This window comes from Mesorhizobium sp. 43Arga (assembly GCF_053714255.1).
The window spans coordinates 223,665-242,006 of sequence record NZ_JBSKBO010000005.1 but is presented as its reverse complement, the minus strand read 5'-3'; the positions used below and the strand labels follow the sequence as shown (position 1 = coordinate 242,006).

At 64.0% G+C, this 18,342-nt stretch carries 21 protein-coding genes; 9 read left to right on the top strand and 12 right to left on the bottom strand.

What is annotated here, in order from left to right:
- Positions 1-11 precede the first annotated feature (11 nt).
- Positions 12-374: a nuclear transport factor 2 family protein gene (locus tag ACWGS8_RS19400; protein WP_454582437.1), complete on the top strand. Its 363-nt coding sequence runs from the start codon at positions 12-14 to the stop codon at positions 372-374.
- Positions 375-571: 197 nt separating this feature from the next.
- On the opposite strand, the gene xylB is transcribed toward ACWGS8_RS19400, so the two are convergent.
- The 4 genes from xylB to ACWGS8_RS19380 form a co-directional block, all read right to left on the bottom strand.
- Positions 572-2,026 (bottom strand): xylulokinase, encoded by a 1,455-nt coding sequence (gene xylB / locus ACWGS8_RS19395; protein WP_454582651.1) that lies wholly within the window; start codon positions 2,024-2,026, stop codon positions 572-574.
- Between the two features lie 82 nt (positions 2,027-2,108).
- On the bottom strand, positions 2,109-3,431 hold the full coding sequence (locus tag ACWGS8_RS19390; protein WP_454582436.1) for a tetratricopeptide repeat protein: 1,323 nt from the start codon (positions 3,429-3,431) through the stop codon (positions 2,109-2,111).
- Between the two features lie 48 nt (positions 3,432-3,479).
- Positions 3,480-4,103 (bottom strand): LysE family translocator, encoded by a 624-nt coding sequence (locus ACWGS8_RS19385; RefSeq protein WP_454582435.1) that lies wholly within the window; start codon positions 4,101-4,103, stop codon positions 3,480-3,482.
- Between the two features lie 148 nt (positions 4,104-4,251).
- Positions 4,252-4,545 carry a hypothetical protein gene (locus ACWGS8_RS19380; protein ID WP_454582434.1) on the bottom strand — a complete coding sequence of 98 codons (294 nt, stop codon included), beginning with the start codon at positions 4,543-4,545 and terminating at the stop codon, positions 4,252-4,254.
- A gap of 104 nt (positions 4,546-4,649) precedes the next feature.
- On the opposite strand from ACWGS8_RS19380, the gene ACWGS8_RS19375 reads away from it, so the two are divergent.
- The 4 genes from ACWGS8_RS19375 (at position 4,650) to ACWGS8_RS19360 (ending at position 9,237) form a co-directional block, all read left to right on the top strand.
- Complete coding sequence (locus ACWGS8_RS19375; RefSeq protein WP_454582433.1) at positions 4,650-5,390, top strand: L,D-transpeptidase; 741 nt, start codon at positions 4,650-4,652, stop codon at positions 5,388-5,390.
- Between the two features lie 187 nt (positions 5,391-5,577).
- Positions 5,578-6,744 carry a diphosphate--fructose-6-phosphate 1-phosphotransferase gene (locus ACWGS8_RS19370; protein ID WP_454582432.1) on the top strand — a complete coding sequence of 389 codons (1,167 nt, stop codon included), beginning with the start codon at positions 5,578-5,580 and terminating at the stop codon, positions 6,742-6,744.
- 35 nt (positions 6,745-6,779) lie between these two features.
- On the top strand, positions 6,780-7,499 hold the full coding sequence (locus tag ACWGS8_RS19365) for an MBL fold metallo-hydrolase (RefSeq protein ID WP_454582650.1): 720 nt from the start codon (positions 6,780-6,782) through the stop codon (positions 7,497-7,499).
- Between the two features lie 196 nt (positions 7,500-7,695).
- Positions 7,696-9,237, top strand: coding sequence for a DegQ family serine endoprotease (locus ACWGS8_RS19360; RefSeq protein WP_454582431.1), 1,542 nt, complete (start codon positions 7,696-7,698; stop codon positions 9,235-9,237).
- A 74-nt stretch (positions 9,238-9,311) separates the two neighbouring features.
- On the opposite strand, the gene coaA is transcribed toward ACWGS8_RS19360, so the two are convergent.
- The 8 genes from coaA to hisB form a co-directional block, all read right to left on the bottom strand.
- Positions 9,312-10,271, bottom strand: coding sequence for a type I pantothenate kinase (gene coaA, locus ACWGS8_RS19355; RefSeq protein ID WP_454582430.1), 960 nt, complete (start codon positions 10,269-10,271; stop codon positions 9,312-9,314).
- Between the two features lie 24 nt (positions 10,272-10,295).
- Positions 10,296-10,619 (bottom strand): phosphoribosyl-ATP diphosphatase, encoded by a 324-nt coding sequence (locus ACWGS8_RS19350; RefSeq protein WP_454582429.1) that lies wholly within the window; start codon positions 10,617-10,619, stop codon positions 10,296-10,298.
- Between the two features lie 133 nt (positions 10,620-10,752).
- Complete coding sequence (gene hisF, locus ACWGS8_RS19345; protein ID WP_454582428.1) at positions 10,753-11,544, bottom strand: imidazole glycerol phosphate synthase subunit HisF; 792 nt, start codon at positions 11,542-11,544, stop codon at positions 10,753-10,755.
- The gene (locus ACWGS8_RS19340) at positions 11,544-12,380 is read right to left on the bottom strand and encodes an arginase family protein (protein WP_454582427.1); all 837 of its coding nucleotides are present in this window, start codon (positions 12,378-12,380) and stop codon (positions 11,544-11,546) included. Before ACWGS8_RS19340 ends, hisF begins: the two co-directional genes overlap by 1 nt.
- Positions 12,377-13,120, bottom strand: coding sequence for a 1-(5-phosphoribosyl)-5-[(5-phosphoribosylamino)methylideneamino]imidazole-4-carboxamide isomerase (gene hisA, locus ACWGS8_RS19335; RefSeq protein WP_454582426.1), 744 nt, complete (start codon positions 13,118-13,120; stop codon positions 12,377-12,379). Before hisA ends, ACWGS8_RS19340 begins: the two co-directional genes overlap by 4 nt.
- A 27-nt stretch (positions 13,121-13,147) precedes the next feature.
- Positions 13,148-13,798, bottom strand: a complete 651-nt coding sequence (hisH, locus tag ACWGS8_RS19330; RefSeq protein WP_454582425.1) for an imidazole glycerol phosphate synthase subunit HisH — start codon at positions 13,796-13,798, stop codon at positions 13,148-13,150.
- A gap of 1 nt (position 13,799) precedes the next feature.
- Positions 13,800-14,276: a DUF2628 domain-containing protein gene (locus ACWGS8_RS19325; RefSeq protein WP_454582424.1), complete on the bottom strand. Its 477-nt coding sequence runs from the start codon at positions 14,274-14,276 to the stop codon at positions 13,800-13,802.
- Between the two features lie 3 nt (positions 14,277-14,279).
- A complete protein-coding gene (gene hisB, locus ACWGS8_RS19320) occupies positions 14,280-14,879 on the bottom strand; it encodes an imidazoleglycerol-phosphate dehydratase HisB (RefSeq protein WP_454582423.1) in 600 nt (199 codons plus the stop codon).
- Between the two features lie 237 nt (positions 14,880-15,116).
- Here hisB and hslV point away from each other — a divergent pair, with 237 nt between their 5' ends.
- From hslV to hslU, 4 genes are read left to right on the top strand one after another with little or no spacing between them, the layout of a single operon-like run.
- Positions 15,117-15,668, top strand: a complete 552-nt coding sequence (gene hslV, locus ACWGS8_RS19315; protein WP_454582422.1) for an ATP-dependent protease subunit HslV — start codon at positions 15,117-15,119, stop codon at positions 15,666-15,668.
- A 50-nt stretch (positions 15,669-15,718) separates the two neighbouring features.
- A complete protein-coding gene (locus ACWGS8_RS19310) occupies positions 15,719-16,273 on the top strand; it encodes a GNAT family N-acetyltransferase (protein WP_454582421.1) in 555 nt (184 codons plus the stop codon).
- Between the two features lie 4 nt (positions 16,274-16,277).
- Positions 16,278-16,877, top strand: coding sequence for a DUF2585 domain-containing protein (locus ACWGS8_RS19305; RefSeq protein ID WP_454582420.1), 600 nt, complete (start codon positions 16,278-16,280; stop codon positions 16,875-16,877).
- 2 nt (positions 16,878-16,879) lie between these two features.
- The gene (gene hslU, locus ACWGS8_RS19300) at positions 16,880-18,190 is read left to right on the top strand and encodes an ATP-dependent protease ATPase subunit HslU (protein WP_454582419.1); all 1,311 of its coding nucleotides are present in this window, start codon (positions 16,880-16,882) and stop codon (positions 18,188-18,190) included.
- Positions 18,191-18,342 lie beyond the last annotated feature (152 nt).

Genomic DNA, 18,342 nt, shown 5'->3' with positions numbered 1-18,342 from the left:
GGAGACAGACCATGACCGACCTCAACAAAATCGCCGAAGGCTATATCACCGCCTGGAACGAAAGCGATGCCGGCCGCCGCGCCGAATTGCTGAAGGCGACCTTCACCGAAGACGTCAGCTATCGCGATCCGCTGATGCAGGGCGACGGCCATGACGGCGTCGCGGCGCTGATCGACGGCGTACAGCAGCGCTTTGCCGGCTTCCGGTTCTCGCTGAAGGGCACGCCGGACGGCTTCGCCAACAAGATCCGCTTTTCCTGGACCCTCGGTCCTGAGGGCGTTCCTTCGGTCATCGAAGGCACCGACATCGGCATCATCGAAAACGGCCGCCTGAAGAGCGTCACCGGCTTCCTCGACAAGGTTCCTGCGCAGTGAGGCTAGCTGGGTAAGGGAGGCGCCAGGCACCCCCCTCTGGCCTGCCGGCCATCTCCCCCTCAAGGGGGGAGATTGGCTGTAATTCATGCCTTCGCCAATCTCCAAAGCGGCAATAGAGAACGGGGCGCCAAAGTTTTCAATCTCCCCCCTTGAGGGGGAGATGCCCGGCAGGGCAGAGGGGAGCGCCTCGCGCGTACTCACGCGGTTACAGCCCTGATCGCCGGATACAGCGCCCGGTAGCGGTGGTGGGCATCGGCATAGGCGCCGCCGAGCCCGGCATCCGGTTCGATCGTGGCATCCGTCCTTGGCGCGGAACAGACGGCCAGCGGATCGGCGCCGGTCGCCGCTATCAGGCCGAGCCTGGCGGCACCGAAGGCGGCGCCGAAATCGCCGTCGGCGGGAATATCCACCGGCACTTGCAGCGCGGTGGCGATCGATTTCAGCCAGTAGCGCGAGCGTGAGCCGCCGCCGATCGCCGTCACCCGCGTCAATGTGGTGCCGGCTGTCTTCAGGGCTTCCAGACTGTCACGGAAGGCGAAGGCGACGCCTTCGAGCACCGCCTGCGTCATCACCGCCCGGCTCGATTCATGCGCCAGCCCGGTGAAAGAACCGCGAATGGCGGAATCATTGTGCGGCGTGCGCTCGCCCGAGAGATAGGGCAGGAAGGACACGCCGGTCGGCGCCTTCAGCGTATCGCCGAGTTCAGCGGTCAGTTCGCCAGCCCCCTTTCCGGTGATCTCCGACAGCCAGTTGAGCGAATCGGTCGCCGACAGGATGACGCCCATCTGGTGCCAGGTGTCGGGCAGCGCGTGGCAGAACGTGTGAACGGCACTTGCCGGGTTGGGCAGATAGGATGCGTTGGCGGCAAACAGCACGCCCGACGTGCCAAGCGAGACAAAGGCATGACCGGCGCCGACCGTGCCCATGCCGCAGGCCGAGGCTGCATTGTCGCCGGCGCCACCGGCAACCGGGATGCCGGCCTCGACCCCCCATTTCGACGCCAATTCGGCGCGCAAACCACCGGCCTTCTCAGTGCCCTCGACCAGGGAGGGCATCTGCTTCTCGTCGAGCGACGTTGCCGCCAGCAATTCGGCCGACCAGCGGCGCTTGCCGACATCGAGCCAGGACGTGCCGGCCGAGTCTGACATTTCGGAAATGTGCTCGCCGGTCAGCCAAAGCCGCAAAAAGTCCTTTGGCAGCAGCACCTTGGTCACTTTGGCGAAGACGGCGGGCTCGTTGTTCTTCACCCAGGCGAGCTTGGGCGCGGTGAAGCCGGGGAAAACGATGTTGCCGGTGAGCTTGCGGAAGCGTGGATCGGCGTCGAGCACTGCTGCCTCGGCATGGCTGCGCGTGTCGTTCCACAAGATGCAGGGGCGCAGCACTTTATCAGCCGAATCGAGCAAGGTCGCGCCGTGCATCTGACCGGACAGGCCAATGCCTTTCACCGCCGCGAATTGCCTAGGATGGGAAGCCTTGAGTTCGCCGATCGCGTCTTCGCAGGCGCGTATCCAGTGGGACGGATCCTGTTCGGACCAGCCGGGATGCGGCCGCGAAATGTCAAGCGAGCCATGGCCGGAGCCGACGACGGTCTGTCCGGCATCGATCAGCAGCGCCTTGACGCCCGACGTGCCCAGGTCGAGGCCGAGATACATGTCATCCTCCCATGCCATTTATTTTTTTCGGGTCTCGAAAAAATCTGGCTGAGCCAGTTTTTAAGGCAAGATCGGCTTGCGGTCAATTCTCTGACAAATCGGCCGCGCGTCGCGCAAGCAGCGCCGACAACGGACTGTCCGGCCGCGCCATCGAACGCTCGGCCGTGAGCGCCCCGGCGAGCGCGCGGTCACTGGCCCGCAAGGCCGCTTCGATCAGCGTCAGGTCGATGACGTCGCGCTGCGCGTGGCTGCCGCCGAAGCGGTTGGCGATCGCCCGGATCGGCCGGATCAGGTGCATGGCATCAGCGTATTTGGCCTCGCCGAAGGCCTTGATCGCCAGCGTCAGCGGATGGCCGACATCGCGCGTGAAAGCGGCGTTGTCGCCGCTGCCACTCATCGCCCGGCGCTGCGCCTCGAGCAAGGCAAGGGCGAGTCCGTCGAGGCCGGCGCCGACGAAAGCCATCATCGCATGCGCATCGTTGAAGGCATAATCGCCGGCGCCGGCCTTGGGCCAATTGGCGGCGAGTGCCGTCCAGCGGTCGCCGACATCAACGCCGCCGAGATGCAGCCGCCATAGCAGTGCCGACGCATCGACCATGTTCAGCGCCATCGCCGATGGCGTGCCATAGATCGGTCCGTCATAGAGTGCCAGCACCTGGTCGATCTCGCTGAGATCGTAGTGGAACAGCGCCAGGTGCCACCAATTGTGCACCTGCAGGAAGCTTTCCTTTGTCCAGGCTTCGGGATTGGCGCGCATCCAGGCGATACCGTCCCTTTGCCGGCTTTGCATCTCCATGACATGCGCGACCGCATGCTGCGCCCAGCCATCGCGCGGCTCGATCTCGACCGCCGTTCGGCCAAGCTTTTCGGCCCTGGTATAATCGCCCATTTCCTCCAGCCCGAAGGCCTGCATACCGAGGATGGCGTGGTAGCCCGGCATGCCGCTTTGCCAGGACGGCAAAGCGCGGGCGATGCGGTCGCGCAGCATGCGGGCATTGCCGGTGAAGAAATCGATCTGGTGCCCGACCTGCAGCGCCAGCGCGTCGAGCGGGGTCTCGATGGCGACATCCTCGAGGATCCTGGCGGCGTCGTGCCAACGTCCATTGGCGAGGTGGCCAAGGGCCAGGACATGCGCCTTCTCGCGGGTCGTCGCGGCAAGCGGCAGCGCCGCCTCATGGCAAGCCCTGGCCACCGCCGTCGCGTCACGCTCGGTGGCGAGGCCGAAGAGATAGCCTTTGAAGACATGCGCCATGACGAAACCGGGATCCGCCGATATGGCACGGTCGATGGAGGCGACGGGATCGCCTATGAAGCACAGCAGTTCACGCACGGCCTGGCTGTAGGGTGTGAACCCGGCTTCGGTGGCGCCCGAAAATGTCAGGCCGAATGCATCCCTGATTGCCATGCAATGTCCTTTGATCGGTCTCCGATCCTTCGGCCCAAGGCGATGTCCCTAATTGCCCGAACGCATCGCCACCGTGGCGATGCCGGCGCCGACCAGCAGCGAGCCGCCGGTGCGGTTGAAGATGCGGATCGCCTCGGGATTGCGCACGACATTGCGGGCGCGCGCCGCGATCAGCGCGTAGCCGAAGGCATTGGCGAAGGCGAGCGCCAGGAAAGTCGTCTCGAAGATCAGCATCTGCGTCCAGAAGTCGGCATGCCGGTCCAGGAACTGCGGCAGGAAGGCAACGAAGAAGGTGATGCTTTTCGGGTTGAGCGCGGTGACCAGCCAGGCATGCGCCATCATCCTGGCCGAAGACACCACGTCGGTGCGCGGCTCGGCCTTCAACGCGCCGCCGGCGCGGAACAGCTTTACGCCGAGATAGATCAGATAGCCGGCGCCGATCAGCTTCAGGATGGTGAAGACGGTTGCCGAAGCGGCGAGCAGCGCGCCGATGCCGAGCATCGACAAGGTCATGGCGGTGAAGTCGCCGAGCGCCACGCCAACCGCCATCGGCAAGGCGGTGCGCCAGCCCTGGCCAAGCGCATAGGACACGACCAGCAGGATGGTCGGACCCGGAATGATGAGCAGGATGGACGACGCGGCGGCGAAAGCGGCCCAGTTCTCGAAGGACATGTCTGTCTCCCTTGGGTTAAGGAAAAGGATAAATCCTCAGCCCAGGGGGAATGTAAAGAGGCCTGTTCGTTGTTTTTGGTGCGATTCCGGACGGCAACCGCCGCGCCGGAATTGCCGCAATATCAATTGCGCCAAAGGCAGGTCGGCGTCAGTTCGCGCCGCCCGGCGTGCTCACGATATCGGCCAGGCTGACATCGGCACCGAGAACCAATGCTGCCGCGGCAATGGCGGCGGCAAAAAGCGTGATGTCGGTTTTTAATGTCTTGCACATGGAAGCCCCTCGCTGATCGCCAGATGGGTAAGCCAGATGGGTAAGAAAGGCTGCTGCCGGGATTATGACCCGACCTGGGTCTTTTTGTGCAGGAACACTCGGTTGACGCTCGGCCAGGACGGCCCGATGCCGCCAGGGCAGGCGCAAATCCAGGCAGCGCAAGGCATTCACGCTTTATCAACCATGAATGATGAAAATGCCCGCGATCCGGCCGGACCGTGCTTCCCGCCGACAGCGTAGGGTTTGGGTATATGCGTGAGTTGCCGCAAGGTCTGATGCCGCCACGAAACGGCGACGCAATCGAAACCGATCATCGTCCTTCCCGCCGCGCCGTCCTGTCCGGGGCAGGCGCGCTGGCGCTGCTCAGCGCCGCCGGTTGCTCGACGTCCGGCGGAATGCCGGCGCTGGAACTGGACAATACGGTCACCGGTTCCGTGCCGCCGATGCGGCCGGCGATCAGCGTCGACAAGAACATCACCAGCCCGGACCTGATGTACGCCGCTCTGACGGACAACGGATTCAACGTGCCTGAAGTGCCGTATCTCAAGGTCAAGCCGGAATTCCGCCGCCAGATCGTCGTCGACACGACCGGCGAGGCGCCCGGCACCATCGTCGTCCATCTCAAGGAGCGCATGCTCTATCTCGTCCAGCCGGGCGGCGACGCCATCCGCTACGGCGTCGGCATCGGCAAGGACGGCTTCCGCTGGTCCGGCCGCGCCAACATCCAGTATGGCAGGCAATGGCCGACCTGGACGCCGCCGCCGGAGATGATCCAGCGCAAGCCCGAACTGGTGAAGTGGCAGGGCGGCCAGCCCGGCGGCCTCACCAACCCGCTCGGAGCGCGCGCGCTCTACATCTACCAGGACGGCAAGGACACCGGCTACCGCATCCACGGCTCGCCCGAATGGTGGAGCATCGGCCAGGCGATGTCGTCCGGCTGCGTGCGCCTGATCAACCAGGACATTATCGACCTCTACAGCCGCGTTTCGAAGAAAAACCCGGTCGTCGTCATCTGATCGTTTTGGGCGGCCCGGACGGCCGCCTCTATCTTCCTGTTCGAGCACGATCTCTGGATAAACGGAACCCGTTTGTCCGGGAAAACCGGTTTCCGCTTTTCGGGATCATGCTCGCGACTCTCCCGTTGCACGATGCGGCAAGACAGGCCAAGGTGCCTTGAAAACCATCGCTCGGGAGACGTCAGGAATGGCCGGAACTTTTGTCATCGCGCAAGGCGGCGGCCCGACCGCCGTCATCAACCAGACGGTGGTTGGCGCCACGCTGGAGATCCGCAAGCGGCATCCGGGCGCCAAGGTCCTGGGTTCCATCCATGGCGTGCGCGGCATCCGCGACGGCAATTATGTCGACCTCTCGGCCATCCCCGAGGATCGGCTGCGGCTGATTGCCGGAACGCCGAGCGCCGCCCTTGGCTCGACGCGCGACAAGCCGGACGCCGCCTATTGCGACGTGATCCTCAACGGCCTGAAGAAAGCCGGCGCCGACGCCTTCATCTATATCGGCGGCAACGACACATCGGGCACGCAGCAGATCCTGACCGATGCCGCCGGCGGCTCCATGGCTTTCGTCCATGCGCCCAAGACCATCGACAATGATCTGGAGGAAAACGACCATACGCCGGGCTTCATCTCGGCGGCCGAGTTCGTCGCCGGCGCCTTCCTCTCCGTCGATCTCGATTTTCGTGCGCTTCCTGGCATCTATGTCGGCATCGTCATGGGCCGGCATGCCGGTTTTCTCACCGCGGCGGCGGCCGCCTGGCAGCTCGATCCCGACAGCGGTCCGCATCTGGTCTATGTGCCGGAGCGGCCGTTCTCCGCCGCCGGCTTCATCGATGATGTGCGCGCCACGCTCGACCGCCACAAGCGCTGCATCGTTGCCGTGTCGGAAGGGGTGAGCACCGCCGACGGCAAGGCGCTGGTCGAAAGCCTGGTGCCGCCGGAGAAGCTCGAGCGCGACGCGCATGGCAACGTCAAGCTGTCGGGCAGCGACCTGCCGGCAGCGCTTGAGCGCGCGCTGGCCGAAGGCTTGCCGGGCAAGCGGGCACGCGTCGATGCGCTCGGCTACATGCCGCGCGGCTATGTCGGCGCCATCAGCGCCGTCGACGCGCAGGAGGCGTTCGATGCCGGCGCCTTCGCCGTCTCCGTCGCCGAACAGGGCGGCGGCTCGGTGGCGCTGCAATATGATGGGAAAAAGACGGTGCTGAAGAAGGTGCCGCTGAAGAACGTCGCCGGCAAGACCCGCCACATGCCTGACGATTTCATGAAGCCCGACGTCAACCAGCTGTCCGAGGCCGGCATGGCCTATCTGAAGCGGCTGGTGCCGGAAAAGTACAAGGTCGGGAAGCCCTTCGTTTGATGTCAGGCTCACACCTGATGCCGGGCTCCCTTGTAATGCCGGAATGGTTCAGCAAGAGCATCGTCGACGACAGGACGACGATGCTGACCGAGCCGTTCGTGCATGACTATGTGCGTGCCAACATCTGGCATCTGCGCGGCCGCGACGCCGACCTTTTGGTCGACACCGGCATGGGCATCTGTCCGCTTGCGCCGCAGATCGAAACGCCTCGGGGCAAGCCGCTGCTGGTGGTCGCCACGCATATCCATCTCGACCATGTCGGCTCGCTGCACGAATTTCCGTGGCGGGCCGGGCCGAGGATGAGCGCGGCGCAATTCGAGAGCATGGATGAGGCGGCGACCTATGCCTACATGTTCCATGACCTCGAAGGCGCCGTGTCGAAACTGCCGGCGCCGGGCTGGAAAGCCGCCGACTACAAAATCCCCTCGGCTCCGCTGACGCGGACGCTTGACGAGGGCGATGTGGTCGATCTCGGCGACCGGCAATTCCGCGTGCTGCATCTGCCCGGACATTCGCCGGATTCGATCGCGCTGTTCGACGAGGCCGACGGGCTGTTTTTCAGCGGCGACGCCATCTACGACGACACGCTGATCGACTCGCTGCCGGATTCCGATCGGGCCGCCTATGTCAGCACCATGCAGCGCCTGCTCGACCTGCCGATCCGCATCGGCCATGGCGGCCACGGGCCGAGCTTCGACGGCAAGCGTATGCGTGAGATCGCGACCGACTACCTGCGCCGGCATGACGATCCGTAAGCGCTCCCTGAATTAAATCTTCGTAAGGTCGGCCAAAAACCCTAATTCGGGCCGATCGGCACCCTAGATAGACTGGTGTCGATCCGGCCGGCCGCCATGTACGGCGAGACAGGCAATCCGGTCGTCGACACGCCGGCGGGCGCTCCTCCCAAGGTGCCCGCGGCGCCGGATCAACCCTCGCCCGGACAGAACGACCATGTCACCTCTTGGTATTCTTCGTAGGCATCGCGTCGCCGCCCTGCTGGGCGCTGCGCTGATCATCTCCCCCGTCGTCGTCTCCTTCGCCCAGAGCGCGAACACCACCGGCGTCAGCAAAATTGTCGCGACAACCCAGACCCCGGTTGCCGGCATCACCGCTCCCAATGGCTCGTTCGCGCCGATCGTGGCGGCCGACAAGCCGGCAGTGGTCACGGTCACCAGCATCATGAAGGGGCAGCCGGCAAATGACGACGACGGCATGCCTCTCGGCAACTCGCCGTTCGACCAGTATTTCCACCAGTTCTTCGGTGACCAGGGCATGCCCGCTCCGCAGACGCCGCCGCAGCAGGCGCAACGGGCCGAAGCGCTCGGTTCCGGCTTCATCGTCACAGCCGACGGCTCCGTCGTCACCAACAACCACGTCGTCGACGGCGCCTCTTCGATCAAGGTGACGCTCGATGACGGCACCGAACTTCCCGCCAAGCTTGTCGGCCGCGACGCCAAGAACGACCTTGCCGTGCTCAAGATCAAATCCGACAAGCCCTTGCCGACGGTCAAATGGGGCGATTCCGACAGGCTGATGACCGGCGACCAGGTGCTGGCGATCGGCAATCCGTTCGGCATCGGCACCACGGTCACCGCCGGCATCGTTTCGGCACGCGGCCGCGACCTGCATAGCGGCCCGTTCGACGACTTCATCCAGATCGACGCGCCGATCAACCATGGCAATTCCGGTGGCCCGCTTGTGGATGTGAACGGCAATGTCGTCGGCATCAACACGGCGATCTATTCGCCCAATGGCGGCAGTGTCGGCGTCGGCTTCGCCATCCCGTCGGACCAGGCGCAAAAGGTCGTCGCCAAGCTGATGAAGGACGGTTCAATCCAGTACGGCTATCTCGGCGTCGATATCCAGTCGGTGACGCCCGACGTGGCAAGCGCCATCGGGCTCGATCATGCCGGCGGCGCGCTGGTCTCCAAGGTCAATGACAGCTCGCCCGCCGCCAGCGCCGGCGTCGAGGCCGGCGACGTCATCACCGGCTTCGCCGGCCAGGATGTGAAAGAGCCCAAGGATCTGTCGCGCGCCGTCGCCGATGTCGCGCCCGGCGCCAAGGAAACGCTTGACGTCTGGCGCAAGGGCAAGGCCATGCAGATTTCTGTCGAAGTCGGGCAAAACAGCGACGATGTGAAGACGGCATCGGCCGGTGACTCCGGCGCGCCGAGCGCCGGGCAGGGCTCGCGCGCGCCGGCGATCGGCCTTGGCCTGATGGACATCACGCCCGACATTCGCCAGGAAATGAACCTCGCCGGCAATGAGCATGGCGCTGTGGTTGCGCGCGTCAATCCCGACAAGGCGGCCGCCGCTGCCGGCATCCAGCCCGGCGACATCATCGTCGCCGTCAACCAGGCCCCGGTGAAGAGCGCCAGGCAGGTCACGCAGGCGATCGCGCAGGCCAGCAGATCGGGCCGCAAGTCGGTGCTGCTTTTGGTCGAACGCGACGGCGGCCAACTCTATGTCGCCGTGCCGTTCGCCAATGGCTAAGCCGCGAGGTGATGCCATGAATGCCGTGTGGCGGGCTTGTCGGTGACAGGCCCGCTACATTTCCTGGAATTGCTCTAAAGTTTGCGCAGCGCCACTTCCTCGACCAGATGGTCGGCGCCCTTGCGCAGGATGAGGTCGGCGCGGGCGCGTGTCGGCAGGATGTTCTCGCGCAAATTCTTCAGATTGATGTTGGACCAGAGGCCTTCGGCGATGGCGCGCGCCGCTTCCTCCGAAAGCTGCGAGTAGCGGTGGAAGAACGAGTCCGGATTGCGGAAGGCGGTCTCGCGCAGCCGCATGAAGCGCGAGATATACCACTCATGGATCAGCTTCTCGTCGGCATCGATATAGATGGCGAAGTCGAAAAAGTCGGACAGGAAGGGCACGATCTTGCCGTCCTGCGGCAGCTTGCCCGGCTGCAGGACATTGATGCCTTCGAAGATCAGGATGTCGGGCCGGTCGATGGTGACGAACTCGCCGGGAATGACGTCATAGGTGAGGTGCGAATAGACCGGCGCGCGGATATCGGGCAGCCCCGACTTGATGCCTGAGAGGAAACGCAGCAGCGCGCCGACATCGTAGCTGTCGGGAAAGCCCTTGCGTTCCATCAGGTTCTCGCGGCGCAGCACCTCGTTGGGCAGCAGAAAACCGTCGGTGGTGATGAGATCGACCTTGGGGCTCGACGGCCAGCGCGCCAGAAGCTCCTTCAGCACACGCGCGGTGGTCGATTTGCCGACGGCGACGGAGCCGGCGATGCCGATGATGAACGGCGTCTTGACGATATCGACGGCGTTGAAGAAAGCCTGGCGCTGCCGGAACAAGAGCTGGCTCGCCTCGACATGGGCGGACAGAAGCCGCGACAGCGACAGATAGATGCGCTTGACCTCCTCGAGGTCGACCGGGTCGTTGAGCGAACGCAAGCGGCGGAACTCGTCCTCGCTCAGCGTCAGTGGCGTGTCGGCGCGGAATCGCGACCATTGCTCGGCCGAAAAGAAACGAAAGGGGGAATATTTCTCGGTTGGCGCGAGCTGGTCCATCGAGATACCTGCCCTCCCTCGCGGTCAGCCCTTGGGCCGTGACGCCTTCTCGGCGATGCCCGAACGCCCGGTGCGGCTTTCGAGCTCCTTGAGCACGTCGCTCAACGGAACACCCGAGAGGCCGAGAACGACGAGCCAATGATATATAAGATCGGCACTTTCGGAAACGAGGCCCTGTCTGTCGCCCTTGACGGCGGCAATCACCATCTCGACCGCCTCCTCGCCGAGTTTCTGGGCCGCCTTGTCGATGCCGCGCGCGAACAGTTTCGCCGTCCAGGAATCCGGGTCGCCGGAATGGGCGCGGTCCCTGATGATGGTCTCCAGATCGGAGAACGAAAATTCAGCCATGGCGCCTGGGCCCTTTTCTTAGAACGGTTCACCATTTCACGGAAACGATGAACCGCTCTAACTCTTTGTTTTGACGCAATTCCGGACGGAAAACCGCTCACACTTTTCCTGAATTGCTCCAGCCGGACAGGCTCTAGGGCCGATCGCCCGAGGAGTCCAGCCGCATCGGCAGGCCCGCTGCGGCCATATGCCCCTTGGCCTGCGCTATGGTGTAGGTGCCAAAATGGAAGATGGAGGCGGCCAGCACCGCGCCGGCGTGGCCGTCGCGAATGCCTTCGACCAGGTGATCCAGCGTGCCGACGCCGCCCGAAGCGATGACTGGCGCGCGCACCGCGTCAGCGATCGCACGCGTCAGAGCGATGTCGTAGCCGGCCTTGGTGCCGTCGCGGTCCATCGACGTCAGCAGGATCTCGCCGGCGCCGCGATCGACCATTTGACGCGCGAATTCGACCGCGTCGATGCCGGTCTTCTCGCGTCCGCCATGGGTGAAGATTTCCCATAGGTCGGCCTCGCCGGTGCCGGACACCTTCTTGGCGTCGATGGCGACAACGATGCATTGATTGCCGAACTTGTCGGCGGCTTCGGCGACGAAATCCGGGTTCTTCACCGCCGCCGTGTTGATCGACACCTTGTCGGCGCCCGCCAGAAGCAGCTTCCTGATGTCGGCGACCTCGCGCACGCCGCCGCCGACGGTCAGCGGCATGAAGCACTGCTCGGCGGTGCGGGCGATGACATCGAAGATGGTTTCACGGTTGTCGGACGAGGCGGTGATGTCGAGAAAGCAGAGCTCGTCGGCACCGGCGGCGTCATAGGCCTTGGCCGCCTCGACCGGGTCGCCGGCGTCGATGAGGTCGACGAAATTGACGCCCTTGACGACACGGCCGTCCTTGACGTCGAGGCACGGGATGACACGGGCTTTCAGCATCAGCGGCCCTCTATCGTGGCGATGAGATCGTTGAGCAGCTCGCCGACCAGCGGCGGGACGTCGCCCTGCGCGTCGAAGGCCGGATCGTAGGCGGAAACGGTGATGCCGACGATCGGCACCGCCAGGGCCATGGCGCAGGCCGCGTCGCGCAACTGCTCCGGGCTTGGCCCGCCTGACGTGATGTATCGATTGGCCTGAAGTTCCTTGGGATCGTGCACGTCGAGATCGAGATGCATGTGCACGCTTTTGGCGCCTGCGGCCTTCAGCCTTGCGGTTGCCGGCCCCACGGCGGGACATTCGGTGCGGACCACCGGCAAGGTCTTGAGGAGCTTTTCCTCGGCCGGATCGAGATCGCGGGCATTGACAAGCACACAGCGTGACGGGTCGATCGGTTTGAAACCTGGAATGGCCGCTGCCATCGGACGCCAGCACAGGCCGAGCACGGTCGCCAGCGCCATGCCGTCGAGAAAGCCATATACCGAGGTCTCGGGCGTGTTGAGATCGCCATGCTGGTCGGCCCAGATGATCGCATCGGCACCCTCGCCGGCGACCGCGCCGGCTGATGTCAGGCAGTTTCCGGCCAGCACGATGGGGAACCGTCCCCTGTCGATGGCAATCCGGACCTCGCCCGAGACGGCATTGCAGACGGCAAAACCGGTGGCGATCTCGCGTTCCTGGTCGTCACCGACCCTGCCGATATCCGCGACCGCGACCTCGTGGCCGGCAATGGTCAGGGCGTCGACCAGACCGCCTGCAATCAGCGCATCCGGGCCCTGGCCCATGCCGCCGTGATAGTGGCCGCTGTCATAGGAGGCCAGGATGATGGTGATCTTCACGATTTCGCCTCCGGGCGACCCTGCAGGATCGCCAGCGCCTCGGCCGGATCGATGCGGCCGTCATAGAGCGCGCGGCCCGAAATGGCGCCCTCGAGCTTCTGCGCGTCGGGCATGGTCATGCGCACGATGTCGGCGATCGAGGCGAGGCCGCCCGAAGCGATAACCGGAATCGATACGGCCTCGGCCAGGTCGATGGTGGCGTCCCAGTTGATGCCGGTCAGCACGCCGTCGCGATCGATGTCGGTGTAGATGATGGCGGCCACACCGGCGCCCTCGAATTTCCTGGCCAGTTCGATGACGCCGAGGCTCGACGCCTCGGCCCAGCCCTCGACCGCCACCTTGCCGCCCTTGGCGTCGATGCCTACGGCCACCTTGCCCGGGAAAGCCTTGCAGGCCTGCCGGACCAGGTCGGGATCGCGCACCGCTACCGTGCCGAGGATGACCCGGGCCAGCCCCCGGTCGAGCCAGTCCTCGATCTGCGCCAGCGTGCGGATGCCGCCGCCGAGCTGAACCGGGTTCTTCGTCGCCTTGAGGATGGCGCCGACCGCCGCGCTGTTGACGCTCTGGCCTTTGAAGGCGCCGTTGAGGTCGACGACATGCAGCCATTCGAAGCCCTGGTCCTCGAAGGCTTTTGCCTGCGCGGCCGGATCATCATTGTAGATGGTCGCGGTCGCCATATCGCCGTGCTTCAGGCGCACGCATTGGCCGTCCTTGAGGTCGATGGCAGGAAACAGGATCACGATTCAGGCGCCCTTCTTGCTCATGCTCTAGGGCCTCCAGCGCAGGAAATTGGTTATCAGCGCCAGCCCCAGCGCCTGGCTCTTTTCGGGATGAAACTGCGTGCCGACGAGATTGTCGCGGCCAACGGCGGCGGTCACCGGACCACCGTAGTCGGCGACTGCCAGAACCTCGGCCGGCTTTTTCGCGTCGAGATGGTAGGAATGGACGAAATAGGCGTGCAGCCCCTCCGGTCCGGTCGGAATGCCGGCAAACAGCGGGTGCTGGCGTCGGAGCTCGATCGTGTTCCAGCCGATCTGCGGGATTTTCAGCGCAGGATCGGTGGGCGCGATCTCCTTGACGTCGCCCGAGATCCAGCCAAAGCCATGGGTGACGGTCTTTTCCAGGCCGCGCTCAGACATCAACTGCATGCCGACGCAGATGCCGAGGAAAGGCCGGCCCCTGGCGATCGCGACGTCTTCGACCGCTTCCCACATGCCGTCGACGGCGCGCAGACCGGCCGCGCAGTCGGCATAGGCGCCGACGCCGGGCAGGACGATGCGGTCGGCCGTGCGCACCCGGTCGGCATCGGCTGTCAGGTCGATTTCGGCCGATATGCCGGCTTCGCGCGCGGCGCGCTCGAAGGCCTTGGTGGCCGAGCGCAGATTGCCCGAGCCGTAGTCGATGATTGCTACCCGCATGTCAGGACCGTCCCGGTATGTGGGTCAGGCCCAGCGCCATGCCCGGCTGCGCCGGACGCGCCTGGGCGGCATCCGGAACGATGCGTGGCGGCGGCGTGGTTTTCTCCGCATGCGCCTCGACCTCCAGCGCATAGCGGATGTCGGCCTCGTCGAGCCGGCCTGCCTGAACCACGCCCCATTCATGCCAGCCGCGCCGGCGGAGGGCGGCGATGCGCAGGCCCTGCCCTTCCAGGCCGACATAGAGCGAAACCAGCAGCGACAGCAGCGAACTTGCCAATCCAAGGCCAAGGTTTTGCCCAGCCATCGAAAGCACGCCCATGACGACGAAGGCAAGTCCGGCCTCGATCCACAGCCGGTGCCAGGCGAGCCATATCGGCGGCACCAGCAGGCCGAGCCAGGTGAAGCCGTCGCGGACAAAGGCCGTTGCATCGACCTTCTCGCGGCGGCCGGGCGGTTCCATCACGACATAGGTGGCCATGGCCTATCCCTTCAACGATCCCTTGGTGGAGGGAACCGCGTCCGGCTGGCGCGGGTCGGGTTCGAGCGCGGCACGCAGCGCGCGCGCCACCGCCTTGAAGCAGGTCTCGGCGATGTGGTGGTTGTTGGCGCCATAATGGTTGGTGACATGCAGCGTGATGCCGGCATTCTGGGCCAGCGCCTGGAAGAATTCCCGCACCAGTTCGGTGTCGAAGGTACCGATCTTGGGCGACGAGAAGGACACGTTCCAGACCAGGAACGGCCGACCGGACACGTCGATCGCCGCGCGCGTTAGCGTCTCGTCCATGGCAAGGTCGATCGAGGCATAACGCATGATGCCGCGCCGCTCGCCCAGCGCCTTGGTCAGCGCCTGACCGAGCGCAATGCCGGTGTCCTCGACCGTGTGGTGGTCGTCTATGTGCAGATCGCCCTTGGCCCTCACCGTCATGTCGATCAGCGAATGGCGGGAAAGCTGGTCGAGCATATGATCGAAGAAGCCGACGCCCGTGGCGATATCGGATTTGCCCGAACCGTCGACATGGACCGACACCGAGATGTCGGTTTCCTTGGTCTTGCGGCTGGCTTCGGCGAAACGGGGCGCCATGACCTTGTCCTTGTCTCAGGGTTTCAAAGCTCCGCGGACGAGCTTCGAACATTCCCCGGCTTGAAAACGAAAGCCTTCTATCAGCATGATCCGGCGATTGCCAGTTGCCTCGCACAGAGGTATCGGCCTTGCCGGAGAGGCGATTTGCAATCATTGGTCCCGTGCATACATATGGCCGATAAAATCACTCGTACCGCGCCAATCGCCTTTTGGGATCGCGCTGCTCGGAGCCAATAAATGTCTGATAATCTGACCATGCACGCCACGACCATCGTGACGGTGCGCAAGGGCAACAAGGTTGTGATCGCCGGCGACGGCCAGGTCAGCCTTGGCCAGACCATCATGAAGGGCAATGCCCGCAAAGTGCGCCGCATCGGCAAGGGCGGCAATGTGATCGCCGGTTTCGCCGGCGCCACCGCGGACGCCTTCACGCTGCTGGAACGGCTGGAAGCCAAGCTCGAACAATATCCCGACCAACTGACGCGAGCCTGCGTCGAGCTCGCCAAGGACTGGCGCACCGACCGCTATCTGCGCCGGCTGGAGGCGATGATGCTGGTGGCCGACAAGTCGGTTTCGCTGGCGCTGACCGGCACCGGCGACGTGCTCGAACCCGAACATGGGGTCATGGCCATCGGTTCGGGCGGCAATTACGCGCTGGCCGCTGCTCGGGCGCTGATAGACACCGACAAGGATGCCGAGGAGATCGCCCGCAAGGCGATGCAGATCGCCTCCGACATCTGCGTCTACACCAACAACAATTTCGTCGTCGAAACGCTCGATGCCGCCTGAGAAGGCAGGCCATGATCCCGAAAAGTGGAAGCCGGTTTTCGGAGAAGATCATGGCCAAACAAGACGATAGAGCCTCATCCCGATATCATCGGGATGAAATGGGCTCGCTCTACGATTTTCGGCCGGTGGCTGAAAAAGACCTGCCGATGATCGCCGGCTGGCTCGCAGAACCGCATGTCGCCGAGTGGTGGAACGATCCGGAGACGGAGATCGCCGAGATTCGCGATCATATCGACTCCATTTCGGTCGAGCCGCTGATCGTCGAACTCGACGGCAAGCCGATCGCCTATCTGCAGAGCTACGACCCGCATCTGGAAGACGACCATCCCTATGCCGATCAGCCGTTCGGCACACTCGGCATCGATTTGTCGATCGGCCGGCCGGAGCTGGTCGGCATCGGCCATGGCTCGGCGATCGCCAGACAATTCGTCGAAGATCTGTTTAAGGAAGGCGTGCCCCGCGTCATCATCGACCCCGATCCGGCCAATCTCAGGGCTATCCGCGCATATGAAAAGGCCGGATTCCGGGCCATAGACCGCAGGCAATCGGTCTATGGCGACGTCGTTCTGATGGCGATCGATGCCGATGATGATGAGGGGGAGTAATCAGATGAGCAAGCCGGCGGCGGATGATGGCTATTCGGCCTATGAAGACAGCTGGCGCATGGGTATTCTGCTCGTCCTTTGCCTGCTCATCTTCCAGGCCGGGGCTCTCTATGGGATGGGCCGGACGCCGATCTGCACCTGCGGCTATGTGAAACTCTGGCATGGGGTGGTGAACAGTTCGGAGAATTCCCAGCACATTTCCGACTGGTATACCTTCTCGCACATCATCCACGGCTTCCTGTTCTATGCCTTGGCGAGGTTCCTGTTTCCGCGTTCGCCGATCGGCTTGCGGCTGGCCTTCGCCGTCCTCATCGAGGGGGGCTGGGAATTGCTGGAGAACAGCCCGTTCATCATCGACCGCTACCGCGCCGGCACCATCTCGCTCGATTACTATGGCGACAGCATCATCAATTCGGTGTCCGACACACTGGCCATGGTGCTGGGATTTGTGCTGGCGCGAAGGCTACCTATATGGGTGATCGTCAGCCTCGCCATCCTTTTCGAACTCGGTACCGGCTATCTCATCCGGGACAATCTGACACTCAACGTGATCATGCTGCTGCATCCGTTCGAGGCCATCAAGCAGTGGCAAAGTGGAATTTAGCTATGACGACATTTTCTCCCCGCGAAATCGTTTCGGAACTCGACCGCTTCATCATCGGCCAGAAGGACGCCAAGCGCGCCGTGGCCATCGCCTTGCGCAACCGCTGGCGCCGCCAGCAGCTGGAAGGCCAGATGCGCGAAGAGGTGATGCCGAAGAACATCCTGATGATCGGGCCGACCGGCGTCGGCAAGACCGAAATCTCGCGCCGCCTGGCGCGGCTGGCCGGCGCTCCTTTCGTCAAGGTCGAGGCCACCAAATTCACCGAAGTCGGCTATGTCGGCCGTGACGTCGAGCAGATCATCCGCGATCTCGTCGAGATCGCCATCGGGCTCGTCCGCGAAAAGATGCGCGAGGACGTCAAGGCGCGCGCCCACATCAATGCCGAGGAACGCGTTCTGGAAGCGCTGGTCGGCAAGACCGCCAGCCCGGCAACACGCGACAGCTTTCGCAAGAAGCTGCGCGACGGCGAGCTCGACGACAAGGAGATCGAGATCGAAGTGGCCGACACCGGCAATGGCGGCATGCCCGGCTTCGAGATTCCCGGCATGCCGGGCGCCAATATCGGCGTGCTCAACATCAACGACATGCTGTCGAAGGCGATGGGTGGCAAGAAGACCAAGCTGCGCAAGACGACGGTGAAAGAATCCTACGATCTGCTGGTCGGCGACGAGTCCGACAAGCTGCTCGACCAGGACGAGGTGGTGCGCCGGGCGCTCGATGCCGCGGAAAACGACGGCATCGTCTTCCTCGACGAGATCGACAAGATTGCCGCCAGATCCGACATTTCGGGCGGCCCCTCGCGCGAAGGCGTGCAGCGCGACCTGCTGCCGCTGGTCGAAGGCACCACGGTGGCGACCAAATACGGGCCGTTGAAGACGGATCACATCCTGTTCATCGCCTCTGGCGCGTTCCACGTGTCGAAGCCGTCCGACCTGTTGCCCGAATTGCAGGGCCGCCTGCCGATCCGCGTCGAGCTGCGTGCCTTGGAGAAGCAGGATTTCGTCCGCATCCTGACCGAGACGGAAGCCAGCCTCATCAAGCAATATATCGCGCTGATGAAGACGGAGGGTGTCGACCTGACCTTCACCGACGACGCCATCGATTCGCTGGCCGGCATTGCCGTCGGCCTCAATGACAGCGTCGAGAATATCGGCGCCCGGCGGTTGCAGACGGTGATGGAGCGGGTGCTGGACGAGATTTCCTACGACGCGCCCGACCGCAACGGCACATCGGTCACCATCGACGCCGCCTATGTGGAAAAGCATGTCGGAGACCTCTCGCGAAACACAGATTTGTCGCGATTCATCCTTTAAAGCACGGCGCCGGTTGGTCCGGCGCCGGTTCAGGCAACCCGGCTGAACAATCATGTGTGGCCAGATGGTACCATCTGGCCACCTTTCGTCTTGCCGGGTGAAGGGGCGCTCTCGACTCGAGACGGAGCACTACCCTAGTTTGCCCGCAAGAT